The organism is Wolbachia endosymbiont (group A) of Aleiodes leptofemur (assembly GCF_964028465.1).
Lineage (GTDB): Bacteria > Pseudomonadota > Alphaproteobacteria > Rickettsiales > Anaplasmataceae > Wolbachia > Wolbachia pipientis.
In genome coordinates, this window is record NZ_OZ034782.1 from 1,172,743 (window position 1) to 1,196,848 (window position 24,106).

At 34.7% G+C, this 24,106-nt stretch carries 17 protein-coding genes, 2 tRNA genes and 1 pseudogene; 11 read left to right on the plus strand and 9 right to left on the minus strand.

Going from position 1 to position 24,106, the window contains the following annotated elements; genetic code table 11:
* Positions 1–8: 8 nt before the first annotated feature.
* The 3 genes from infB to ABWU67_RS06290 all read right to left on the minus strand — a co-directional run bounded on the left by infB (position 9) and on the right by ABWU67_RS06290 (position 7,059).
* The gene (infB, locus tag ABWU67_RS06280; protein ID WP_353281958.1) at positions 9–2,333 is read right to left on the minus strand and encodes a translation initiation factor IF-2; all 2,325 of its coding nucleotides are present in this window, start codon (positions 2,331–2,333) and stop codon (positions 9–11) included.
* A gap of 9 nt (positions 2,334–2,342) precedes the next feature.
* Positions 2,343–3,905 carry a transcription termination factor NusA gene (gene nusA, locus ABWU67_RS06285; RefSeq protein ID WP_353281960.1) on the minus strand — a complete coding sequence of 521 codons (1,563 nt, stop codon included), beginning with the start codon at positions 3,903–3,905 and terminating at the stop codon, positions 2,343–2,345.
* An 88-nt stretch (positions 3,906–3,993) separates the two neighbouring features.
* Positions 3,994–7,059, minus strand: coding sequence for an efflux RND transporter permease subunit (locus tag ABWU67_RS06290; protein WP_353281962.1), 3,066 nt, complete (start codon positions 7,057–7,059; stop codon positions 3,994–3,996).
* Positions 7,060–7,234: 175 nt separating this feature from the next.
* On the opposite strand from ABWU67_RS06290, the gene ABWU67_RS06295 reads away from it, so the two are divergent.
* Positions 7,235–7,858: a hypothetical protein gene (locus ABWU67_RS06295; RefSeq protein ID WP_341814938.1), complete on the plus strand. Its 624-nt coding sequence runs from the start codon at positions 7,235–7,237 to the stop codon at positions 7,856–7,858.
* A 9-nt stretch (positions 7,859–7,867) separates the two neighbouring features.
* On the opposite strand, the gene ABWU67_RS06300 is transcribed toward ABWU67_RS06295, so the two are convergent.
* Positions 7,868–8,605, minus strand: coding sequence for a glutamine synthetase (locus ABWU67_RS06300; RefSeq protein WP_353281963.1), 738 nt, complete (start codon positions 8,603–8,605; stop codon positions 7,868–7,870).
* Between the two features lie 343 nt (positions 8,606–8,948).
* Here ABWU67_RS06300 and dnaA point away from each other — a divergent pair, with 343 nt between their 5' ends.
* Positions 8,949–10,331 (plus strand): chromosomal replication initiator protein DnaA, encoded by a 1,383-nt coding sequence (gene dnaA, locus ABWU67_RS06305; protein ID WP_341822019.1) that lies wholly within the window; start codon positions 8,949–8,951, stop codon positions 10,329–10,331.
* A gap of 27 nt (positions 10,332–10,358) precedes the next feature.
* Here the strand turns inward: dnaA and ABWU67_RS06310 are convergent, their stop codons facing one another.
* The gene (locus ABWU67_RS06310) at positions 10,359–11,633 is read right to left on the minus strand and encodes a metallophosphoesterase (RefSeq protein ID WP_209473146.1); all 1,275 of its coding nucleotides are present in this window, start codon (positions 11,631–11,633) and stop codon (positions 10,359–10,361) included.
* A 190-nt stretch (positions 11,634–11,823) separates the two neighbouring features.
* Here ABWU67_RS06310 and ABWU67_RS06315 point away from each other — a divergent pair.
* The 9 genes from ABWU67_RS06315 (at position 11,824) to ABWU67_RS06355 (ending at position 21,000) form a co-directional block, all read left to right on the plus strand.
* Positions 11,824–11,911 (plus strand) — tRNA-Leu (locus tag ABWU67_RS06315).
* 29 nt (positions 11,912–11,940) lie between these two features.
* Positions 11,941–13,023, plus strand: a complete 1,083-nt coding sequence (locus ABWU67_RS06320; RefSeq protein ID WP_010082649.1) for a GTP cyclohydrolase II — start codon at positions 11,941–11,943, stop codon at positions 13,021–13,023.
* 72 nt (positions 13,024–13,095) lie between these two features.
* The gene (locus tag ABWU67_RS06325) at positions 13,096–13,776 is read left to right on the plus strand and encodes a virB8 family protein (RefSeq protein WP_151807683.1); all 681 of its coding nucleotides are present in this window, start codon (positions 13,096–13,098) and stop codon (positions 13,774–13,776) included.
* Positions 13,763–14,563, plus strand: coding sequence for a P-type conjugative transfer protein VirB9 (virB9, locus tag ABWU67_RS06330; RefSeq protein ID WP_174515708.1), 801 nt, complete (start codon positions 13,763–13,765; stop codon positions 14,561–14,563). The genes ABWU67_RS06325 and virB9 overlap by 14 nt, the downstream gene beginning before the upstream one ends.
* Before the next feature lie 16 nt (positions 14,564–14,579).
* Positions 14,580–16,040, plus strand: coding sequence for a TrbI/VirB10 family protein (locus tag ABWU67_RS06335; protein ID WP_010962301.1), 1,461 nt, complete (start codon positions 14,580–14,582; stop codon positions 16,038–16,040).
* 1 nt (position 16,041) lies between these two features.
* Positions 16,042–17,034, plus strand: coding sequence for a P-type DNA transfer ATPase VirB11 (gene virB11, locus ABWU67_RS06340; RefSeq protein WP_065094644.1), 993 nt, complete (start codon positions 16,042–16,044; stop codon positions 17,032–17,034).
* A gap of 30 nt (positions 17,035–17,064) precedes the next feature.
* Positions 17,065–19,068, plus strand: coding sequence for a type IV secretory system conjugative DNA transfer family protein (locus tag ABWU67_RS06345; RefSeq protein WP_077188467.1), 2,004 nt, complete (start codon positions 17,065–17,067; stop codon positions 19,066–19,068).
* A gap of 121 nt (positions 19,069–19,189) precedes the next feature.
* Entirely contained in the window at positions 19,190–20,038 is an 849-nt protein-coding gene (locus ABWU67_RS06350) for a P44/Msp2 family outer membrane protein (protein WP_353281967.1), read from the plus strand.
* A gap of 129 nt (positions 20,039–20,167) precedes the next feature.
* A protein-coding gene (locus ABWU67_RS06355) for an IS5-like element ISWpi1 family transposase (protein WP_353281801.1) occupies positions 20,168–21,000 on the plus strand; the annotation gives its coding sequence in 2 pieces (ribosomal slippage) (positions 20,168–20,537 and positions 20,537–21,000; 834 coding nt in all).
* Between the two features lie 55 nt (positions 21,001–21,055).
* Here the strand turns inward: ABWU67_RS06355 and ABWU67_RS06360 are convergent.
* From ABWU67_RS06360 to ABWU67_RS06375, 4 genes and pseudogenes are all read right to left on the minus strand, one after another.
* Positions 21,056–21,914, minus strand: a pseudogene (locus ABWU67_RS06360) (IS630 family transposase).
* A gap of 142 nt (positions 21,915–22,056) precedes the next feature.
* Positions 22,057–22,755 carry a ribonuclease III gene (gene rnc / locus ABWU67_RS06365; RefSeq protein ID WP_353281969.1) on the minus strand — a complete coding sequence of 233 codons (699 nt, stop codon included), beginning with the start codon at positions 22,753–22,755 and terminating at the stop codon, positions 22,057–22,059.
* A gap of 90 nt (positions 22,756–22,845) precedes the next feature.
* A complete protein-coding gene (locus ABWU67_RS06370) occupies positions 22,846–23,913 on the minus strand; it encodes a quinone-dependent dihydroorotate dehydrogenase (protein WP_007548704.1) in 1,068 nt (355 codons plus the stop codon).
* Positions 23,914–24,034: 121 nt separating this feature from the next.
* A tRNA-Cys gene (locus tag ABWU67_RS06375) sits at positions 24,035–24,106 on the minus strand.

Sequence of the window (24,106 nt, forward strand, 5' to 3'; positions counted from 1 at the left end):
TCCAGCTACTATAACACCCTTTCTTCTTGCACTAATTGATAAGCTTCCAAAATATCTCCAACTTTAATATCGACATTACCCTCTAGTGATACTCCGCATTCAAAGTTTACACCTACTTCTTTAACATCATCTTTAAATCTACGTAGTGCTTTTAACTTTCCTTCATGCACCAATTTGCCACCACGCATTACCTTAATTAAAGAATCTTTTCTTATGACTCCATCACTTACGTAACATCCAATGATATTACCAGCTTTAGATACATTAAATATTTGCCTTACAGATGCAGAACCAACACGAACCTCTCGTGTAACAGGCTTTAACATTTTAGTTAAATACATTCTCATGTCATCAATGAGCTCGTATATTATGTTATAAGTATGTATTTCTACACCTTTTTGTTTTGCCAAGTCCCTTATTTTTGAGTCCACTTTTACATTAAAAGCTAAAATTACTGCACTTGATGCTTCTGCAAGCAGCACATCTGAATCTGTTATCCCTCCTACTGCTTTGTGTAGGATATTTAATTTCACTTGATCTTTACCGAGTTTATCAATTGAACTTGATATTGCTTCAATAGAACCAGTTACATCGCACTTTAAAACTACAGATAGTTCTTCTATTTCACTGTTATTACGGCTGAATATATCTAAATTATTGTCGCCCAAATCTTCTTTCTTTTTCTTGATCAACTCTAGCCTGTATTCAACAATTTCACGCGCCTGCTTTTCAGAATTTACAACAACAAATTTATCTCCAGCATTTGGTACACCATTTAGACCAGTAATTTCAATTGGAGCGGAGGGTAGTGCTGCTTTTTCTCTTTGACCAAGGTGATTAACCATACTACGTACTTTACTGTATGTTGTACCAACTACCAATATATCACCAACCTTTAACGTTCCTTCCTCAACTATCAATGTAGCTGATATTCCTTTCGCTTTATCTATTTTGGATTCTATTACCCATCCAAGTGCTCGACAATCTTCTATTGCTTCTAGCTTCATTAATTCAGCGATTAACAAAATCGTCTCTTCTAGTTTATCTAAATTAGTTTTCTTTTTTGCTGATACTGGCACAATCATAACATCACCACCAAGCCCTTCAGGGATGAGATAATATTGAGGCAAACTATTAATTATTTTTTCTACATCACCAGGCTCAGATTTATCAATTTTATTAATAGCAACTATAATGGAAACATTTGCTGCTTTTGCATGATTTATTGCTTCAACTGTTTGTTTCATGATTCCATCGTCAGCTGCAACCACTATTACAACTATATTAGTAATATTGGCACCACATGAACGCATCGCAGTGAACGCTTCATGTCCTGGTGTATCAATAAAAGTAATTTTTTGCTTATCTTTTGTCGTTATTTGATAAGCACCTATGTGTTGAGTTATGCCACCTGACTCTCTTTCTGCAACATTAGATTCACGAAATGCATCGAGCAATGAGGTTTTACCATGATCGACGTGGCCCATAAAAGTGACGATTGGTGGTTTAAGTTTTTTAAGCAGGCTTTCTCTGCCTTCTATAAAAAATAAATCCTTTTCTTTGTTGACATCGCTCACTCGTTTGGCCGTATGATTAAATTTTTTCACTATTTCACATGCTATATCTGGATCCACCAGATCATCTACTCTATAACTCTCACCAACTTCTTCTTTGAACATTTTTAGCACACTCTTGCTATCTTCTGCCATACGAATAGATAACTCCCTGATAGTTATTTTGTCTGGTACAATAACTTCTCTTGATATATTTTTACCCTTAGTAAACTTTGACTTTCTACCTCTTATACCAAACCTTTGCTTAAATACAGGGGGTTGTTCAGTTTTTTCATCTATTGCCTGTGCAATTACCAGTTTAGAATGCTTAGAATATATATCTTTGTTGACTTTAAAAGACTTTTTATCGTTGTCCTCATGGTCAATACTATCTTCTTTTGGTTCAACTAAGTGGGTATTACTTAAAACTTGCTTATTTATTTCCTTAGATAAAGCGTCCGCTTCATTTTTCTCGTCAATCTCTTTATTGCTGTCTTCTTTTGCTGTTTTCTCTTTTTCTTCTCTCTGATTTCTTTCTTTCAGCAAAGCAGCATTCTGCACAGCATTAATGCGAAAAATTTGTTCTTTCTCTGTTAAAGAACATAATTTACTCTCGTCAAATAAATTATGTTCTTCTGCATCATGAGATTTTTTTCTTCTTTTTTTTACTACTGTAGCTCCAGTACTTGGGCTAGCTGAAGAGTTTAAATTGAGGTCTAATTTAAGCTTGCTTAAACCTTGGAGCGTTAATTTTTTATCACTGATATCTTCATTATTCATATTATTTTATTATATTAATCCAAGCTTTTTACGTGCTTCTATGATTATTGAATCTACTGTATCTTTTAGATCTTCTTTGCTATCGGATGAGGAAGAGAGTATGCTGCAAAACTCATAACTTGATAAATCTGCTATGTCCTCTAAAGTCTTAATATCATGCTTACTAAGAGCAATTTTATTGTCTATTGATAAAGTTAAATTGATTACATCATCCTCCATACCTAAACTTTTTAGCTCTTCTATTTTTCTATCATTTTCTGCTTTCAGGTACTTATTTGCTCTATTGTGAAGTTCGTTTGCAATATCTTCATTAAAGCCCTCTATTGAAGCAAGCTCTTTAATTGAAGCGCTAGATATGTCTTCTACACTTGAAAAACCTTCTGTTACCAATAGCTGACCCATAATCTCTTCTAAGTTTAAAGCTTCAGCAAATAAAGCTGAACATTGACTAAGTTCTTTACTTCGCCTTTCTGATTCTTGCTGAGTGCTTAATATCTCAATTTTCCATCCAACAAGCTCTGAAGCTAATCTTACATTCTGGCCCTTTTTTCCTATCGCTAAACTCAATTGATCTTCAGCAACTATTAACTCTATGCAATTTTCATTTTCATCAATAATAACCTTCGATACTTCTGCAGGAGTAATGGCTTTAATAACAAATTGACCCAAATCTGAGGAGTAATTTATAACGTCAATTTTTTCACCATTTAATTCGTGTATAATAGTTTTTATTCTATCTCCCTTAACTCCAACACAAGCACCTACTGGATCAATGTTCTTGTCGGGAGAGAAAACGGCAACCTTAGACCTTGAACCAGCATCTCTAGCTATACCTTTAATTGTCACTAATCCGTCAGCAATTTCTGGTATTTCTTGATTTAATAATGCCTCCAAAAAGCCTTCATGAGTCCTAGAAAGAATAATTTGACGTCCATCATCAGAGCGCTTAACAGTCTGTATGTAAGCTTTAACCTTATCACCTTCACGAAATGATTCACCACCAGTTAAATTTCGCAATGGAAGATATGCCCTAGTGCCATTTATGTCTATAATAAGATCTGAATATTCTACTTGTTTAACAATACCATACCTTATTTCTCCCACCTTATCTTTAAATTCCTCATATTGCTTTTTTGACTCTTCATCTTTAATTATTTGAGCAATCTTTTGCTGGGCAATTCTTGCTGAAGCAAGATCAGTGTTAAGAGAGAGTAATTCACTAACAGTATCTCCAACTTTTGCATCTCCTTTTATTAATTTAGCTTGTGTAAGCGTAATTGATTCACACTCGGTATTCTCTTTTTCATTTGATTCATCATCAATAACTTTTAGTTTTCTATATGAAGTAACTTTGCCTGTGTTTCTATCTATATCAACTACAATTTTACTTTTGCTACCATATTTTTGATGAGCCACTGCTTCTATAGCACTTTCTAGTGCCTTTATTACAACATCAAAATCTAAACCTTTTTGAAGTGAAAGCTCTCCTGCTGTTTTTATTACATCAAGGCTTCCAACTATGTTATCCTTGTTACTTTTCTGCTTAACACTGCTTTTACGATTAGCAATCATAATAAATAAATCCAATGTAATTAGTTATAATTATAGCTCCAACGGGCAAAGAACACTACCTTAAATGTTAAATGATTGCTAATTTAAGTCAAGTTTTTTCATGTTTTTGTATAACAAGCAACGCAGGAGTAAAGAATAAAGTTAAAACCGTTGCAGCCAATATTCCACTTGCTATGGTTGTTGAAATGTCAACCCACCACTGGCTTGATGGAGCATCATATGTGATTTGTAGCGTAAAAAAATTGATATTTAACCTGGTAATCATCGGTATTAAACCAAGAACTGTGGTTGCAACGGTAAGCAATATTGGCCTAACGCGAGAAATTGCAGCGTTTATTACACATCGCTTGATGTCATTTTTGTGTACCTTAATTTGGTGATGAAAGGCATCAAGCAATAGTATGTTATTATTTACTATAATTCCCGCCAAAGCAATTATCCCCACTCCACACATAACAACTACGAAAACTTGTTGGATAAGAAAGAAAACAAAAAACACACATGTTGTGGATAAAAACACTGCTGTCATTACGATAAATGTATGGTATACATTATTAAACTGTGTCACTAATACCAATATCATTAGTGTAATCGCTAATATAAAAGCCTTTAACAAAAATGCTCCTGATTTTTGTTGATCTTCTTTGTCGCCTTTAAAATAAATTTTTACTCCCTTGTCCCAATCCTGGGCAATAGAATTCTGAATGAACTTTACTCTTTCATCAACAAGATAGCCAGTATCAACGTCAGCAGAGATTGTCACTATGCGTAATCCATCAATCCTGTTTAGTTTGTTTACCTTTTTTTCGGGAGCATATTTTACTATATTGCTCATAGGATACGGGCCATTAACTGTATTGATAAAAAGATTGTCTATAGTCTTCATGTTGCGATCCTTTCCAGGGAAACGGAGTACAATATCGATTTCTTCATCCGTGTTATTTGGTCTATATTTTCCAATCAACACTCCATTTGTAACCATCTTTATAAAATCGCCAATGGTTGCAACACTTACTTCAGAGCTTGTAGCCTTATTCTTATCAACACTCATATTCCACTCTATTTCAGGTGCTGATCTGCTATCTTGAATATTTATAAACCCGGATGAAGGTTGGTTCATAATTTCTAGAATTTTCTCTGCTGCTAAATTCAAACTGGATGCACTCCCGCTGAGGTTGATTTGTATTGGCTTGTCAGCCGACGGTCCTGGCTTTTCCTCTTGAACATTAATTATTATTCCTTTCATGTCTTGCACACTGCTCCTTATATCATTTAGTATGTGCTTAGCTTTGCGCCTGAAGAGCCAATCCATAAGTTCTAGTTGTATTCTGGCGATAACGTTGTCTGAAAATGCTCCTGATCTAGCATAAGAAACATGAATTTCTTTTTCAATGCTCAAAATGCGTTCTTCCACTTCTTTGAGTATCAGATCTCGTTCTTTGGCTGATAAGCTTTCTTTTGCTTTAACACTGATTAAAATATTATCTGAATCCACTTTCGGAAAAAACTTTACTCCAGGACCAAAAGTAAAGTACAGCACACTAAATGAAAACAAAACGAATACAGTAGCACATACGAATTTTTTAGGATGATCCAAAACCTTCTCTAGCATGCGTACGTAAGCTCTTATTATAGGCCCAGCATTTTTTATTTCACCACTTTCTATAGCACTCATTTTTTTTATTTCTTTTTTTGAAGTTATCGAAGGCTTACCAAATATTGCACCAAGTGTTGGTATAAAAACCAAAGCCATAATGAGCGATCCAGTCAAAGTTAGAATTATTGTAATTGGTATGTACTGCATGAATTTACCAACAGTATCAGGCCAGAATAATAGAGGAAAAAACACTGCTAATTTAGTTAACGTTGATGATAGAACCGGATAAAACATATCACGAACTGAAGTGTAAAAAGCTTCTACTTTGTCCATTCCGCAGATCATCTTTCTATCGGCATATTCGCTGATCACAATTGCATCATCAACCAGCATGCCAACAGCCATAATTAAACTGAAGAGCACAACGATATTTAAGGTTATACCCATAAAGTAAAGAGCTATTATCCCAATGAGAAAGGAACCGGGTATCGAGAGTGCCACAAGAATAGCAATCCTTGTTCCCATAGAAAGCATCATTATGATCAATATTAACAACACAGCAAATATTATGCCGTTTTCCAAGTCATCAAGCACATCGCGGACGTTTTTTGACTGGTCGTTTAAGTACACCACTTTTAAATTTTCAGGTAATTGATCTTTTGCCTTATCCATTAAGTATTTTACTTGATTTACTGTGTCTATTATGTTTTTTCCGTTACGTTTTGAAATTTCTAGCACGACACTAGGTAATCCATTAATGCGAGCAAATCCTTGGTGATCCTCAAACCTAGGGTATACTTTTGCTATATCTTTGATTCTCAAAACTGCATCGCCTTGAGATCTAATAGGAATATTCATAATATCTTCTATATCTTTTAATAACCCTGATATTTTAATCGAATATTTACCGGCCAGTGACCCAGCTCCCACTAGTCTATTATTGCTTGATATAGCTTGGAATATTTCGTTTGATTGAATGTTATATTTTGTTAGAACTGTGGGCTCAATTATAACTTCCACTGTTTCTTTACGAATACCTGCCACTTCAACTTTGAGAACATTTGGCAGAGATTCTATTTCTTTCTTTAACTTGCGTGCTATTTCAGTTAAGGCTCTTTCTGGCAGATTACCAATTAAGCCAACATTTAATATGGGAAATAGACTCAAGTTTATTTCATTTATTATTGGAGATTCCGCTTCAACAGGTAACTTCGATTTTATGTTTGAAAGCTTTGAACGGACATTATCGAGCACTTCTTTATTATCATACTCTGTTCCAAATTCGAGTATCATGTGAGCACCATCATTAGTTGCAAAAGCTCTCAATTCTCTTACACCTTCGATGGATCTTAGTTCATTTTCTATAGGAAGCACTAATAGCTTTTCACTATCTTGAGCAGAAATCCCAGGAAGTCCAACAAACACGCTGATTATAGGAATCTGTATATCAGGATTGCTTTCCCTTGGCATTTTTACATAAACGTATGAACCGAAGATAAAAATTACTATAAGTAATAATACCACCGCCCTGTTTCGCTCTATGAGTAAGCTCTGCATGTTGAATGTTAGCTGAATATGTGTGTTTGTACAATATTATAGTCGAGATACATTGCATATTAATTAATCCTTGTGTAGCTTTAAAACTTTATGCAAATAATTAAAATTTTCGCAAAATTGCAAGTATAAGAAAATTCCTGTATAATAATTCTAGAACAGTATTTGAGAGGTTATTATGGTGGCAATTCTAAATATAACAAAAGGCAAAAATAAAGTTATTGTGTCTGGATTAGCTGGAGCTTTATCAGCTTTAATATTTTTAACAGCAATCCACATTGCCGCAAAGATAGCCATTATCGTTTCTGCTGCTGCAGTTACTTACTTATTACTTTCGCTGATTCATAAAATAAGAACTAAAGCTGAAATTACTCGTGTTTCAGGAGATAAAGTTTCAGAAGATGAAGGTGAAGAAAAAGATACCGTAAAAGAACCAAAAAGAACTGAAACTGAGCTAGAAGAAGAATTAAAAAATAAAAGAGCAGAAGAAGAAATGAAAAATGGACTACCTAAACATATGGATTTCAAAGGTAATTCACTTTCTAAAAGCGCTGATACTAAAGATAGTCATTCCGTTTCTAGTGCTACAAATATTGTTATGGAACCTTTACCTAAACACATGGATGCGCTTGGTAATCCACTTCCTGAAAGACCAAGTGCAAATATTAGTATAGAATCTAAACCTGAGAGAAAACTATCTCCTGCAGAGTGGCTATTACAGTGCGGGAATGTAAATAATGATGTGAGGGAAGTGCTAAAACAGCCAATTATCCAACAGCCATTTAACGGGTTAGGGTTTTAGATGTAGTTGCTATATCAAACTCTCCATCTTATATTGAGGATCAGATGCAATGCCATACACTCTATTTGGCGGAGCAATTTTGTTCTCTATACCAAAAACTATACCTTCAATTATTGCTGTGAGTACTTTTTCAAGGTTGCAATCTGCTCCAGGAACACGGTGCTCTAGGCGGCATCTTTTGGAATCGTTGCCAAAATAGGGAATTCTTATTGCAGCAGTTCTGTTATTTATTCCCCAACTAATCGTAGTTGGAGTGTGAATATCCGGGTACTGAAATCTTAAATATGAATCATCATTTGGAGCAAAAAACAACATATGTTTTTTCATCATTGCACATAATCCACCAATACTATGAATCAGATAGTCACTGTACTTTTGCTCATTGATATAAAATAAGTTACCGTTATTTGAATTCACGAGATTAACATGCACATTTAATGCACTGCCTGCTCTATCCAAATAAGGCTTTGCTTTAAAAGAAACATTCCCACCTAGTTTTTGTGCTGTTTCAGTAAGTGATTGTTTTGCTAACTCAAAATGCTTAATTAAATTGTAGGAGTTCGCATAACAACCACTTTTTATCTCATACTGATGTGTAGAATTCTCCTTCTCGCAAGAAAATTCAAGAGATGCTATTTTATTTTTGATGCTATTCAGAAATAAGTATTCTTTTTCTATTCCTTCAATGTAAAACTCTAGTTCAATACCGAATACAGCATAACAACTCAAATTACTTAATATAATCATAAATTTGCTTCAGTAAATCTATATTAGGTTAGCTATATTTATATGAATACTTTATTTATATGAATACTTTACTTATTTGCCAGTAAATTTAACATCTTATTTATACATAATGTATTACTGTTTTTAATAGCATGCTTCTAATCCTCGATACAAGCGACATTTACAAATTTTTCATTTTTTTGAAATAAAAATGATCAATTTTAATGTTTTTATACCCTTTACAACCCATCAAAAAATCACCATAATTTTTAGTATGTATTAAGTAGTATTAGCTTTTCATTTTGCAGTAAGCTATTGATTATCTTATATTTTTCTAATTATTGCTTTTTTCTTGGTGTGGTATATGAACTTAACTAGCCCTAAGGTTTCTACTATGTTTTTTGATCAGATTATTACAGTAACGGATCACAATGTTACTTGGGAAAAAATCCAAAATTGTCTTTATAATCTTTATGGAGAAGCAACATATAATAGCTGGCTGAGTTCACTAAAATTTGTCAGTAGCAGAAATGGGGAAGTTCTTTTATCCGTGTCAACAAGGTTTATAAAAGAGTGGATTACAGTTCATTACATGAAAAAAATATTATCATTATGGCAAAGCGAAGATAAAAGTATACGTTCTATTGATATTCAAGTAATTGAGGAGAGGAATTCAAATTTTAATGTTATACTAAAAAACAGAGAGGAAAGTAATCATAATCTTGGTTCGCCGCTGGATCCAAGGTTCACCTTTGATAATTTTGTAGTGGGAAAGCCAAATGAATTAGCATTTACGGCGGCAAAGCGTGTGGCAGAATCTATAGATCCAATATTAGGCAGCAATCCTTTGTTTCTATATGGTGGAGTGGGACTTGGTAAAACACATCTAATGCATGCTATAGCTTGGCACATAGTCAATTCCCCATCAGCAAAAAGAAAAGTGGTGTATTTATCAGCAGAGAAATTCATGTACCAATATATTACAGCGCTGCGAAGCAAAGATATTATGTTATTTAAAGAGCAATTTAGATCAGTAGATGTATTGATGGTAGATGATGTGCAATTTATCAGTGGTAAAGATAGTACACAAGAAGAATTTTTTCACACTTTCAATGCATTGATAGACCAAAATAAACAATTGGTTATATCAGCTGATAGGTCTCCTAGTGATCTTGATGGAGTGGAAGAAAGAATAAAATCACGACTCGGTTGGGGGTTGGTGGCAGATATTAATGAAACAACTTTTGAATTAAGGCTTGGTATATTGCAGGCAAAAGTGGAGCAGATGAATATGTATGTTCCGAAAGATGTCCTAGAGTTTTTAGCAAGGAACATAAAATCTAATATAAGAGAATTAGAAGGAGCATTAAATAAGGTTACCCATACCTCATTAATTGGAAGAAGTATGACGGTAGAATCAGCTAGTGAAACCCTAATCGATCTTCTTAGGTCAAATCATAGGTCAGTCACAATAGAAGAAATACAAAAGAAAGTAGCTGAATTTTTCAATATAAAGGTTGCAGATATGCAATCCAATAGAAGGCTTCGCAGTCTTGCAAGGCCAAGACAAGTAGCTATGTATTTTGCCAAAAAATTTACGCAAAAAAGCCTACCAGATATTGGGAGAAACTTTGGTGGCAGAGACCATGCTACTGTTATACATGCAGTAAAACAAGTAGAAAATTTTATAAAGACCGACTCAAAATTTGCTGATGAAATCAATCGATTAAAAAAAATGTTTAAGTAGCGTTTTTAAAATAGCTAATAACAAATCCTAAAATGAATCGACTATAGTTTTAATCCGTTTAAGTTTAAAATCTTCTGTTAGCTTCGCAGAATACATTTCCTTATTGTGTTGATTATAGAAGGTAAATTCGTGATCATCTAAATTTAGTATTGCAAAGCCAAAGCCAAAAAAGTTTCTAACCTCGTGTGCTAAGTAGTTTTTACCATTTGAATAGTCAAATTCTACATTTTGATAAACAGATTCTTGATCTTGAGCGTGTAATGATGCACCACCGTTTCCAACTATAATTTGGTCTGGAACATTATCCATTAATAAAATCTGGGCTATATGAATGTGGCCAGAAATTATGGTAGTAACATTGCTTGGAAATTTATCTCCAAAAGCTTCGATTTGTGTAAGATTACCATGGCTTTTTAATGTCAAAAATTCTTTTTTTGGAGATCTCCAAAGCGGTTTATGAGTTAAAAACCACATGGGCTTGTCAGAACTATTTTGTATCAATTTATCAAATTGCCTCTCAAAAGCATCAATTGTGCTTTGGGTTGTAAAAATATCCTCACCGGATGAAGAGTCGAAGATAAAAAATTTCATCGGTCCAGCATCTAAGGACCAACTAGAAACGAAGTTTCCACATTTTTCAGACGAAAAGGGGTATGAATCTAGATACCTGAACCATCCTTCATAAGCTCTATCACAACTCTCATGGTTTCCACGAACAAAAAGGAAAGGGGATTGTGATAAAATATCCTTTGCAGGCTCAAACCAATCAGCGTACCAAACTTCTTTATTATATCCATAAATATCGCCACACTTTTTTGTATTTCTACATTTTGTTTGTCTATAATGATAATCACCAACATGGATAATTAAATCTGGTTTATGAAGGGCGATTGAATCTAAATTTTTTTTTAAAGGCCAGCTATCTACCGAATTACATTCCTGCTGAAATAACATATTTATTCTACAGCCCGTGTCACCAATGAAAGCAATTTTATTAACCTTTTTTGGTAATATAGGAACCCGTAGATCCTCAATACTAATGTTTTTGGCACTTGTTTGTACTGTCAGTTCACAAACTGTTTCGTTATGATCACCATTGTTAATTGAGCTGCGATTCAGCATTTCTGTTTCCTCGCCATCAACATAAACAATGGGACACATGTCATTGTCCGTAATTGCGCGTATGCTTAGTTTATTTTCTGGGATAACTTGAGACCATGTGTATAATATTTGTGCATGGACGAAATGAAAGCTAGTTATAAGAGAGAGAGCTAAAAAAATAAAGATATTAGCTATATTCATTTGTATAAAAACCTAAGTTAAAAATTAGTAGTAAGGTTATCTTAAATGATTAAAATTTATAATCACAAAATTCATAATCAAATTATACAAACAATTTCTAAATTATTCTAGTATCAGATTGACACTCTAGATGAAAAATTCTAAAATGATTAAGTAATTTAAAATAATTATATAAAAACTAGAATATAGTGCGGCCGTGGTGGAATTGGTAGACACGCAGCGTTGAGGTCGCTGTGGCTCATAAGGCCTTGGAAGTTCAAGTCTTCTCGGCCGCACCAGTTTTTATCGCTGTTTAATATGGGTAAAAATGTTTATAGGAAATCAGAGTAGCAATAAGGTAGAAAGAGCTATCAGCGAAATCAGGCGCGGTCGGCCAATTGTAATATATGATGAAAGTAATTACCTATTGTTTGCTGCTGCTGAGGCTTTAGAAAGAGATTTATTTAATCAATACAAGCTTACATCAAGTAATGTATATGTTACTTTAACTTCAAGTAAGGTAAAATACATATCTCAGAATAAAGAACATAACAGCAAACGTCTGTTGGTGAATAATTTTGATGAACTGCTCTATTTAATAAACTGTTCAAAGGAAGATTGCATAAAAGAGTTGCAATGCTCAAAGACAATAGATGAATGTGCTATTGCCTTGCTTAAGTTCTCAGAATTATTGCCATACGCGTTAGTGGCTGATATGACTTTTGAGAATAACCATGAAATGCGAAATTGGTGCGAGAAAAATGACGTTATTGCACTGGACACGTCATTCATAAATAATTTTCAAGAAAATCAGGATGTATATGAAGTGTGCAAAACATCATTATTTTTAAAACAGACTCAAGAAGTAAATATCATATCTTATAGAACCGAAAGTGGTGGAAGAGAACATCATGCAATTATCATTGGCAATCCAGATAAAGATGACGAACCATTAGTGAGAATTCATTCTTCGTGCTATACGGGTGACTTGTTAGATAGCTTGTCATGCGATTGCAGAAGTCAGTTACATCAAGCAATTCAAATGATAGCTGACTCTGGAAGTGGTATTATATTGTATTTGATGCAAGATGGAAGAGGCATTGGTTTAACTAATAAGTTAAGAGCGTACAGTATGCAAAGAGGACATAATCTTGATACTGTTGATGCAAATAGAATATTGGGTTTTGAAGATGATGAAAGGAGTTTTGCTGTTGCAGCTAAAATGCTTAAGAAATTGAACATTAACAAAATCCAATTACTTACAAACAATGATAGGAAATTGTCAGAATTGGAAAGTAGTGGTATAGGAGTTACAAAGTGTCTACCACTTATTGTGGAACGTAATAAATATAACGATTCATATATGGAGACAAAGTTTGGTAAATTAGGCCATAGATTAAGAGTTTTTTAGCTTTTTTGCTGTAACTACTTTGTTAATTTGCTATGTTTATTAACATAAGTTAAGATTTTTAGGAATACTAAAATGCTAAGATTTTTTAAGCGAGAAAAAAATACTGAATCCTTAGATAAGGATATAAATTGGAATTCAAACCGCTACAGCACAGTTATTGCTCAAAGGAATATTCTACTTTTATTTGCATTAATATTATTAGCAACGATCTCTATCAGCATATTAGTCATATTTAAAATTAGCACAAGTAGCACTATTGAGCCATTTGTTATAGAAATTGACAAGAAATCAGGAATAGTGCAATTGGTTGATCCTGTCACAGTAAAACAGTATTCTGCAGATGAAGCGCTAAACGATTATTTTATTTCAGAGTATATAAAAGCAAGGGAGGTTTTTGATCCATATCATTATAATTATAACTATTATACAAAGGTGAGGTTGTTTTCCTCACCTAATGTGTATAATGAATTTAGAAATTATGTAGGATCGCAGAATATGGATGATCTTTTTAATTTATATTCAGATACCAAAAGTGAATTTAAAATTCGCTCAATTCAAAAGTTGGGTAACGATGCTCTTCAGGTGAGATTTTTTGTGGAATTTACACGGAAAGATGGAAGTTCTACGAGAAAAAATAAGATAGTTATTATGTCATATAGATATGCATCGCTTGAAATGGATGATCAGCAAAGATATATTAACCCATTAGGATTTCAAGTTATTTCATATAGAGTAGATGATGAATATGTATAGGATATTATTAGTTTTAGCTTTACTTGTAAGTGGCAATTTAAACGCATCCATTAATTATAATGAGCCTATTTCTATAGATAGTAGAATAAAGACTTTTGTGTATAGCCCTAATGAAGTATTTACGGTGGTTTTTAGTCAGGGTTACTATTCTTATATTGAATTTGCGGAAGGAGAAAAAGTTAAAAATATCGCTGTTGGTGATGCATCAAGTTGGAAAATTAATCCTTATGACAATAAATTGCTTATCATGCCATTTGAAGTTAGTAGTCGCACTAACATGATTATTACGACAACTAAAAAAAGAAATTACATTTTTGATTTAATCTCAAGGCCAAACTACGATAAATACCCGGATACTGATGCTAAGAAAGTAGATCACGATTATTCTGCTGAAAAGGATATATCTTACGTAGTACGTTTTTATTATCCTCAAGAAGAAGGTGAATTTGATGTTGATTTAGATGAGGTTTCTTTACCTACTCAAATGCAATATACTACAGACAAGCTAGAAAAAATAATACAAGAAAATGATACGAAGTACAATTATACATATATTGATGAAGGTGGTAATGCGGATATAGTTCCGATCGAGTTATTTGATGATGGTTATTTAACCTATTTAAAATTTAGAAATAATAATAAAATACCTCAGGTTTTTGTAGAAGGGGAGGATAAACCTTGTAAAAGGCTGTTATTTGATGATTATGTTATAATAAAAGGAGTACATAAAAAGCTATTTATGCGTTATGAAGATGGTGAAGTTGAAATTATAAATAGGTCACTTTAGCTGTGGTACATGCAATATGAATAAAGAAAGGCGTAACAATTCAGAAGATGAATCAGAAATAGAGAATAAGGTAGTAACAGTTGGCTCTAATCAAGGTCATAGGGCATTGATGGTCATTATTTTAGTGCTTCTGGCTGGTGGAGTGTATTATCTCTATTTTAGTCCTTCTCCTAAAGAGGGTTCAGAAGTTATTAAAAAAGAGGAAACAAAGCAAAACGTTCAAGAATTGAAAGGAAAGTTGGAACAAGTTCCAGATAATGTAATGGTTCCTGAAAGAATAATAACTGATCCCTTACCACCCTTACCTCCTCTTCCTACACCACTAATCATACCAGAAATAAAACAAATTAGAAAAGAAGAAGTGATGAAAAAAGAAGAAGAGAAACCAAAAGAAACTCCTGTGTCAAATATACCTATTTTGCCAAAGCAAAATTTTCCTTCTAGTAATGTTATGGGCAATTTACCTACCTCGTTTCCTACAATAGGGGGTGGCGGTTATCCTAGAGACAGACGTAGTGCACAGATGTTGACAATTTCAGGTGGTAGTGGAGAGAACAAGGCTGCTGATGCTATTTTATCCGACACTTCAGCACAATCGAGCAAAGCTACCAGAGTAGGAAAGCTTGGTTTAATGATTACTCAAGGTAAAATTATTGATGCTGTTCTTGAAACTGCAATAAACTCTGATCTGCAAGGAATGCTGCGTGCTATGGTGAGTAGAGATGTTTATGCAGAAACTGGTGATACAGTTTTAATACCTAAAGGCTCAAGATTGATAGGCAGTTATTCATTTGACTCGAATGTTGCTAAATCTCGTGTAAATATAAACTGGAATAGAGTGATTCTGCCACATGGAATAGATATTGCAATCTCATCACTTAGTACTGACGAGCTTGGTAGAGCAGGAATAGCAGGAATAGTTGATAACAAAATAGTAAGTGCGTTATTCTCTTCAGTGACACTTGCTGGTGTTTCGATTGGTTCTGCTGTTATAGGGCAAAAGGCTTCTAATCTTGTTGATACGCTAACTGTCAGAGATGCAGTAAAGTCTATCACTGCAACCGAAATAGATTTTTCTTCTCTCCAACTCATTATTGACCCAGAAAAGAAGATATCTAGTGACAAATGGAAATTAGGCCTTGGGGCTATCGGAAGAATTCGGAGTGCCAAAAGCAGACAAGATTTACTAAAAATAATGAAAGAGGAAATAGCAAAAGCACTAGGAATTGAAGAAGACGAGGTAAATATAAGCCTGGAAATTGTAAATCAACTGTTAGAACAAATTCAAAGAAAAAGCAAGTCTGTTTATGATGAAGCAATCGGGAAATCAATCGAGGATTTTTCTAAAGATATGCGGGATGTAGTGGGCAGATATACAGATAAAAAACCAACTATTTATGTTGATCAAGGCACTGCATTGAAAGTATTTGTTAACCAAGATATAGTATTTCCTCCACAGGCAATATTAAATCAATGAAATGAACTATGCTGCACTTGATACATATTTGGAGCCATTACAAGGCATATTTCAAGAAGAAGGCGTAAATGAAATATCAATAAATAAGCCAAAGGAAGTATGGATTGAAAATCGCGGTGAAATAAGGTGTGAAAAATTAGAAGTATTCGATCTTAACCATTTGAAATCTCTTGGCAGACTGATTGCTCAAGCTACAGAACAAAAACTTAGCGAAGAAGCGCCGTTACTTTCGGCAACATTACCAAATGGTTATCGTATACAGATAGTATTTCCGCCAGCATGTGAACCTGATAAAGTAGTCATGTCGATTCGTAAGCCTTCTAGCATGCAGTTAGCACTCGATGATTACGAAAAAATGGGGGCTTTTTCTGAAACTGTTACAGAAGCAACTGATAATCCAGTTGACCGTCATTTGGATTTATTGTTAAGGCAAAAAAAAATAAAAGAGTTTTTAGAATACGCTGTAATAAGTAAGAAAAATATTATAATTAGTGGTGGAACTTCCACTGGTAAGACTACTTTTACTAATGCTACTTTGCGTGCTATTCCAGCTGAGGAAAGAATTATTACTGTTGAGGATGCAAGGGAAATCGTTTTGAACGATCATCCCAATAAAGTCCATCTAATTGCCTCTAAAGGAGGGCAGGGCAGAGCAAAAGTAACCACTCAAGATTTGATAGAAGCGTGCTTACGTTTAAGGCCAGACAGAATAATAGTTGGTGAGCTCCGTGGAGCGGAAGCTTTTAGTTTTCTCAGGGCGATAAATACTGGTCACCCTGGATCAATATCAACCCTTCATGCAGATAGTCCAACAATGGCCCTTGAGCAAATAAAATTGATGGTTATGCAGGCAAATCTTGGCATTCCTCCAGACCAAATTATACCATACATTAGAAATGTGATTGATATTGTTATTCAGCTAAAAAGAACCGGTGGGGGCAAAAGAAGCATCTCTGAGATATTATTTACTAGATCTGCGAGCGAAAATGCTTAAATTTATACATAAGTTAAGGAAGAGTAGTTTATGAGTAATGGAAATCACCTACGTAATATTCTCATAGGAGGTGTAGTAGCTTTTAGCGTACTTGAGTTTTGCTTCTATCTATCTGGTATATTGTTTGTTCTGTTTGCTGATGGTCCGGATGCTGTGGATTTTAAGGCAATTAATCCTAGTTTGACGCCTTTCCCTCAAGCTCTTTGGCCAACGATTTTTGATCATATACAATATTGTTGGCATCATCCAGAGTTATATAGCCTTGAGCTCAAAATCACATTAATTATATCTTCTGCACTGCCTATCATTGTTTTAATGATTATCTTATGGAATTTAAGAGAAAGGATAATTGAGTGGCGACCATTTAAAAAGAAGGAATCACTTCATGGAGATTCGCAGTGGGCATCAGAGAAAGACATACGAAAAGCAGGATTAAGAAGCAAAAAGGGATTATTGCTTGGTAAAGATAAAAGAGGATACTTCATTTCTGATGGGTTTCAGCATGCATTGTTATTTGCACCTACAGGTTCTGGTAAGGGTGTTGGCTTTGTAATTCCTAATTTATTATTTTGGACTGACTCGGTAATTGTACACGACATAAAATTAGAAAACTATGAAATAACAAGTGGTTGGCGAGAACGACAAGGACAAAAAGTATACGTATGGAATCCAGCGCAGCCAGATGGAATAAGTCACTGTTACAATCCATTACAATGGATTAGTGAAAAACCTGGGCAGATGGTTGACGATGTGCAGAAAATAGCTAACCTAATCATGCCTGAACAAGACTTTTGGCAGAATGAAGCAAGAAGCTTATTTGTTGGAGTGGTATTATACTTACTTGCTGCACCAGAGAAAGTTAAATCTTTTGGTGAAGTTGTGCGTACGATGCGTAGTGATGACGTGGTTTATAATCTTGCTGTTGCTCTTGATACAATGGGTAAAATACTACACCCTGTAGCATATATGAATATTGCAGCTTTTTTACAAAAAGCTGATAAAGAAAGGTCAGGTGTTGTATCAACCATGAACTCATCACTTGAATTGTGGGCAAACCCATTGATTGATACTGCAACTGCGTCAAGTGATTTTAATATTCTAGATTTTAAAAAGAAGAAAATTACAGTTTATGTTGGTTTAACTCCTGACAACTTGACTAGGCTCAGGCCTTTAATGCAGGTTTTTTACCAACAGGCAACTGAGTTTTTATGTAGAAAATTGCCATCGGATGACGAGCCTTATGGCGTATTGTTTTTAATGGATGAGTTTCCTACACTTGGAAAAATGGAGCAATTTCAAACAGGTATTGCATATTTTCGTGGTTATCGAGTTAGGTTATTCTTAATTGTTCAAGATACTGAGCAGCTCAAAGGAATATACGAAGAAGCAGGGATGAACTCCTTTTTGTCAAACTCGACTTACAGAATAACTTTTGCAGCCAATAATATTGAAACAGCTAATTTAATATCGCAACTTATAGGAAACAAAACTGTACAACAAGAATCGTTGAATAAGCCTAAATTTTTAGATTTAAATCCTGCTTCAAGGTCATTACATATCTCTGAAATACAGAGAGCATTGCTATTGCCTCAAGAAGTTATTATGTTGCCACGTGACGATCAGATAATTTTAATAGAGTCGACTTACCCAATTAAATCAAAGAAAATTTTGTACTACAGTGATACCACCTTCACAAGAAGGCTGCTCAAACAAACTCGTGTGCCTACACAAGAACCATATGACCCAAACAAAGTTCTTTCTGCCGCTGCGAGCAAAGATAAGGTTAATAACGAGGGGAATAATGTTCTTGAGGGACCTAATTCAGTTGATTATCCTGCTGAAACTAAAACCGAAGATGCAGTATATGATGAATCAGATGAATTTGCAGACGAAGATATTGATGATGAAGATATCGACGATAAGTTTGAAGATGATGACGAGGAAGATGAGGATAGGAGCGATGATGGGTTTGATGACGAAGAAGAGGAGGATGAATTTGAAGATGAGGATAAATTAAAAAATGACGAGAAGTAAGGTTAACTTTGCCTATTTTTAGCTCAGAAAAGTGCAAGTTATGCAAATAATTAGGTTTTTCATATTAAGCCATTTTTAATTAATTAGTATTAGATTAGCTATTTTAACTAGGGGAGTAGTAATGATTAGTAAAAAAACATTAGCGGTTACAGCATTTGCTTTATTGTTGTCACAACAATCTTTTGCAAGTGAAACAGAAGGGTTTTACTTTGGTAGTGGGTATTACGGTCAATATTTAAATAACACAAGCGTACTAAAAACAAGCACTACAGGTATCAAAAATTTGTCTATAAATGACAGGGGTGCTCAGAACACAGAAGGTCAGTCACTAAGTGAGTATAAAGGAGATTATAATCCACCTTTTGCTGCAAATGTGGCATTTGGTTACACAGGGGAATTGGGTAACAACAGCTATAGGGCTGAATTGGAAGGGATGTATTCTTCTGTAAAAGTGGATAATATTGGTTTAACAAGTAGCCAAATAACTGTTTCATACCTAAAGGAGACTGGTGAGGATCCTGATAAAGAAACTTATCTCTATAGTGCTGCAGTTAGTCATGGCCAAATTGAGAACATATCTGTAATGGCAAATGTTTATCATCATTGGAAAAGTGACCGTTTCTCTTTTTCTCCTTACGTTGGTATTGGGATCGGTGCAACAAGAATGACGATGTTTGAAAAACCGTCAATAAGACCCGCAGGTCAATTAAAAGCTGGCTTTGACTATCGCATAAACGAAGATGTAAATATGCATATCGGATATAGAGGTTTTGGTGCTATTGGTAGCGATATTAAGCTTACAGCAAAAAGGTTAGGACAAGTGGTAGACGACCCTAATAATGATAAAAAAAAGAAGCTTGATCCTAGCTCAGGTAGCAAAGTAACTGAGGAAATAAATATAGGTAATCAACTATTTCACACACACGGTATAGAGGCTGGTCTTACTTTCCATTTTGCCAGCAAAGCTTAAACATGTTGCCCTTTAAAAAATGCATAAAACCGTTCCTGTCATCCTATGGCTTGACCATAGGATCTAGTTAGAGGTTGTCCGGAAACAAGTAAAAGGCTATAATATCTGAAATTTTAGTACGGGGTAAAGATGAGAAAAAAGTATCCAACAGATCTAAGCGAAAGGGAATGGGCAAGAATAGAAAAACACTTCAGAGTATCATACAAGAAAGGAGGAAGGCCGCCAAAGTATAGCAAAAAAGAAATATTAGAAGCAATTTTCTATGTATTGCGTACAGGGTGTCAATGGCGGTATTTACCAAATGATTTTCCGCTATGGAAGACTGTGTATGAGCAGTTCAGGCAATGGAAGAAGCAGGGAATTTTTGAGAAAATGAATTATGAAATTACAAAATATAGTAGAAGAAAAATAGGAATGAATGAGCAGCCGAGTGCCTGTATAGTAGATAGTCAATCTGTAAAGACTACAGAAAAGGGGGGATCAAAGGCTATGATGGAAGTAAAAAAGTAAAGGGTAGAAAAAGGCATATAATTACAGACACTCAGGGTTTTATACTAGGTTGTTACGTAGGCGCTGCTAACGAAAATGATAGAGATGGTATTAAAATAGCATTAAACAATATGAGAACAAAATATACTAAAGTTAAAAAAATGTGGGCTGAAATGGGATACCAAGGAAGAAATTTAAAGAATCACATAAAGGAAGAATATGACATAGATATTGAAATTGTTAAAAGGCCTCCATGTAGATTTTGGGTGCACAAAGATACTCCACCTGAGCTACTACCAACAAGAGAACAAGGGTTTAAAGTACAGCCAAGAAGATGGGTTGTAGAAAGGACTTTTGCTTGGGTTAATAGGAATAGAAGGCTATCGAAGGAGTATGATTTACTCACAACATCCACTGAGAATTTCATATACCTAGCTATGAGTAGGGTTATGTTAAAGAGGGAATATGCTTGAATTTACTAGTTTCCGGACAACCTCTTATAGCATTTCTCATAATAGTCCGAATAGGTCATAGGAAGGCAGAATCAACAGCACGACGAAAGGATTCGAATAGAGGAATGTTTTTCCTGGCTCTGTTTTTTATAGCAAACCAATGATGCTCAATTTTGTTAAAATCTGGAGAATAAGGCGGCAGATACAAAATTTCTGCACCGACTCCTTTAGCGAGCTTGATAAGCTTATCAGACTTATGAAAAGTAGCATTATCAAGAATGACAGTTTGTCCAGGTTCTAAGATCGGTGCCAAAAATTGCTCAAACCATCCATTAAAAATATCCATATTACAGTGGCCTTCAAATGTTAATGGAGCAACTATCTTTCTTCTACTTAAGGCTGCAACCATGCTGATTCGTTGAGTTTTTTTTCCAGATTTTAGGGCATAAAATCGCTGTCCTTTCTGGCAATACCCATATGGATAGTCCTCCGTGTTATCAATCCCAGACTCATCTATATACACTAAGTTTTCTGGTTCTTTTGTTGCTATAATTTTTAAGAATTCAGCACGTTTTTCTTCGTTCCTTTCCTTGTATCCATATGTCTTTTTTTGCGCGTAAATCCAATTTTTCTGAGAGCTCGGTGGATCGTTTCGATACTAACGTTGCCCCAAAGTTTAGCCATTTCCGACAGAGTTTTTCTACCGTGTTTTTTAGCAAATTCGATAAACTTATTCCAGTCGATAATTTTCTGATTGTAACCTCCATTACCGAGTTTTTTGACTGAAAGTCGCCTGTTTCTTTTTTTCTTTGCTTCCACTCCCACAAAGTAGTTCGTCCAATTTTAAATCTTGCTGCCACTGCTTCTCTGCTTTCCCCTTCGTCTAGTGCTTCCATTGCTTTTTTTCTTAAATCATAACTATATGCTGCCGGCATCCAACCTCCTTATCGCCATCTATCCTTAATCTTATCATATCCGGACTTCTGTGGAAAGAGCTATACTATGCTTCTCCTTAAATTGACCATTTACCCTAAACGCTATTAGCTTCCTTAAAATTTACATTAATGCCTATTTTGCCTAAACTGAAGCGTCTTTTCCAATTTTTTCTAGCATCAACTCAGAAGCTTTTTGTTCAGCAATCTTTTTACTAGAAGCGCATGCAGAAACTTTACCATAATCTTCTATGCAAACTGATATAGTAAATTCAGGATTGTGCGCTGGTCCAGTTTGTTTTACAAGCTCATACTCTGGTAAAGGCAATTTGTTTTTCTGAGTCCACTCTTGCAGTGAGGTTTTAGGATCTTGAGGGGGGTCAAGCATGCCTTTAGCTAGCTTTTCCCAATATTGGATAATAAATTTTTCAACATTTTCAAGCCCGCCATCAATATAAATTGCACCTATTAGTGCTTCAAGCGAGTTTTCTAAATTTTTTAAGTTACATCTCCCTCCATTGCAGCGTTCACTATTATTCATGATGATAAAGCTGCCTAATTTTATTTCTTTAGCAACATTAGCAATGGTGTTGCCACAAACTAAATCCGTCTTTCTTTTTGCCAATGCTCCTTCTTTTTCTTCAGGAAATAGTTTAAACAGTGTGGCAGATACAACCATATTCAAAACACTATCGCCCAAAAACTCTAGTCTTTCGTAGCTTACAATCTGGTTTTTGCTATTCCTTTTATTTACGCTTGGGTGAGTTAGTGCCTCTTCTAATATTGCATAATTTGTAAATTTATAATCAATGATCTTAGATATTGCATCATTCAAACTCTTCATACCAATTATTTAAAAGAAAAGCACTTTCTACCACCTTTATACCAGAGAATTAGTTTTATTTTATTAAAATAATACCACCAACTTCCAAAATTAATGTATACAACCCACCACCTCACTAATGTTACTAAATCCATCTCTCCTTATTAGTTCTGCAAGTTCTAGATTAATTTTGTTTACAACTTGAGGTCCGTGGTATATGAGAGCAGTGTACAACTGCACCAAAGAAGCTCCTGCCTTTATTTTTTTATATGCATCAGCACCACTTGAGATTCCTCCGCACCCTATCAATAATATTTTGCCCTTAGTAAATTTGTACATATCGCCCAATAACTCGGTTGAAAGTTTAAACAGCGGTTTGCCACTCAACCCACCACTCTCATTATGGTGAGAATGCAGATTATCTCTACTTACCGTAGTGTTGCTTACTGTTAATCCGTCAATCTTATATTCCAACGCAAGCTCAGCGATATTTTCTTTCGTTTGCTGATCTACATCTGGTGAGATTTTTAATATTATTGGTATGGATTTAGAATTATCAATTGATTTTCGGGTTAGAGTTACGGATTTCAACAATTCCGATAATTCTTGCTTATTGTGCAGATTGCGTAAATTAGGCGTGTTTGGGGATGAGATGTTCAGCACTATATAATTGCTCTTTCCATATACTATCTTTATTAAGTCAACATAATCGCTGATTTGGTCCTTTGATGTACTGTTTTTTCCTATGTTGATGCCAAAAATGCAGTCATCAAGCTTGGTTTCACCTATTTGTTTAAGAAAATAGTCTATTCCTTTATTGTTAAATCCCAATCTGTTAATTACCCCTTGATCTTTAATTAACCGAAAAATTCTTGGCTTTTTGTTTCCATATTGTGGATTACGAGTTACAGTACCAGTTTCAATAAACCCAAAACCAAATGAGAGCATAGGCCTTATAACTTCTGCATTCTTGTCAAAACCTGCAGCCAGACCTATGGGGCTTCTGAGCTTATTACCAAAAAAATTCACACTCAAAGATTCTGGTAGCTCTATAGGATTCTTATAAGGCATTTTCTTTAATGCCATAATTGCCAAAGAGTGAGCAACTTCGGGCGGTAGTAAAAATAGTAAATTACGTTTGTAAAACACTTTGCTTATTTTTAGTTTATTTTTTACCATGAAACGCTATAAGAGTATAACCATAACTTGAAAAGAAATTGATTTTACTATGGACAAGCTTTCTCTATAGGTTACACACTTAAAGCTACTGTTAACTTTTACAAGATATAGAGAATGAAAGAGGCCGGGACCGGAATTGAACCGGTATAAAAGGATTTGCAGTCCTCCGCATAAGCCATTCTGCCACCCAGCC

Coding starts and splice junctions, on each gene's coding strand:
- ABWU67_RS06300 (WP_353281963.1), bottom strand. CDS start 8,605: ATGATTATATTAAGTAATTTGAGTTGTTATGCTGTATTCGGTATTGAA.
- ABWU67_RS06325 (WP_151807683.1), top strand. CDS start 13,096: ATGCTAAGATTTTTTAAGCGAGAAAAAAATACTGAATCCTTAGATAAG.
- virB9 (WP_174515708.1), top strand. CDS start 13,763: ATGAATATGTATAGGATATTATTAGTTTTAGCTTTACTTGTAAGTGGC.
- ABWU67_RS06345 (WP_077188467.1), top strand. CDS start 17,065: ATGAGTAATGGAAATCACCTACGTAATATTCTCATAGGAGGTGTAGTA.
- ABWU67_RS06350 (WP_353281967.1), top strand. CDS start 19,190: ATGATTAGTAAAAAAACATTAGCGGTTACAGCATTTGCTTTATTGTTG.
- ABWU67_RS06310 (WP_209473146.1), bottom strand. CDS start 11,633: ATGAATATAGCTAATATCTTTATTTTTTTAGCTCTCTCTCTTATAACT.
- rnc (WP_353281969.1), bottom strand. CDS start 22,755: ATGAAGAGTTTGAATGATGCAATATCTAAGATCATTGATTATAAATTT.
- nusA (WP_353281960.1), bottom strand. CDS start 3,905: ATGATTGCTAATCGTAAAAGCAGTGTTAAGCAGAAAAGTAACAAGGAT.
- ABWU67_RS06320 (WP_010082649.1), top strand. CDS start 11,941: ATGTTTATAGGAAATCAGAGTAGCAATAAGGTAGAAAGAGCTATCAGC.
- ABWU67_RS06370 (WP_007548704.1), bottom strand. CDS start 23,913: ATGGTAAAAAATAAACTAAAAATAAGCAAAGTGTTTTACAAACGTAAT.
- ABWU67_RS06335 (WP_010962301.1), top strand. CDS start 14,580: ATGAATAAAGAAAGGCGTAACAATTCAGAAGATGAATCAGAAATAGAG.
- ABWU67_RS06295 (WP_341814938.1), top strand. CDS start 7,235: ATGGTGGCAATTCTAAATATAACAAAAGGCAAAAATAAAGTTATTGTG.
- infB (WP_353281958.1), bottom strand. CDS start 2,333: ATGAATAATGAAGATATCAGTGATAAAAAATTAACGCTCCAAGGTTTA.
- ABWU67_RS06290 (WP_353281962.1), bottom strand. CDS start 7,059: ATGCAGAGCTTACTCATAGAGCGAAACAGGGCGGTGGTATTATTACTT.
- dnaA (WP_341822019.1), top strand. CDS start 8,949: ATGAACTTAACTAGCCCTAAGGTTTCTACTATGTTTTTTGATCAGATT.
- virB11 (WP_065094644.1), top strand. CDS start 16,042: ATGAACTATGCTGCACTTGATACATATTTGGAGCCATTACAAGGCATA.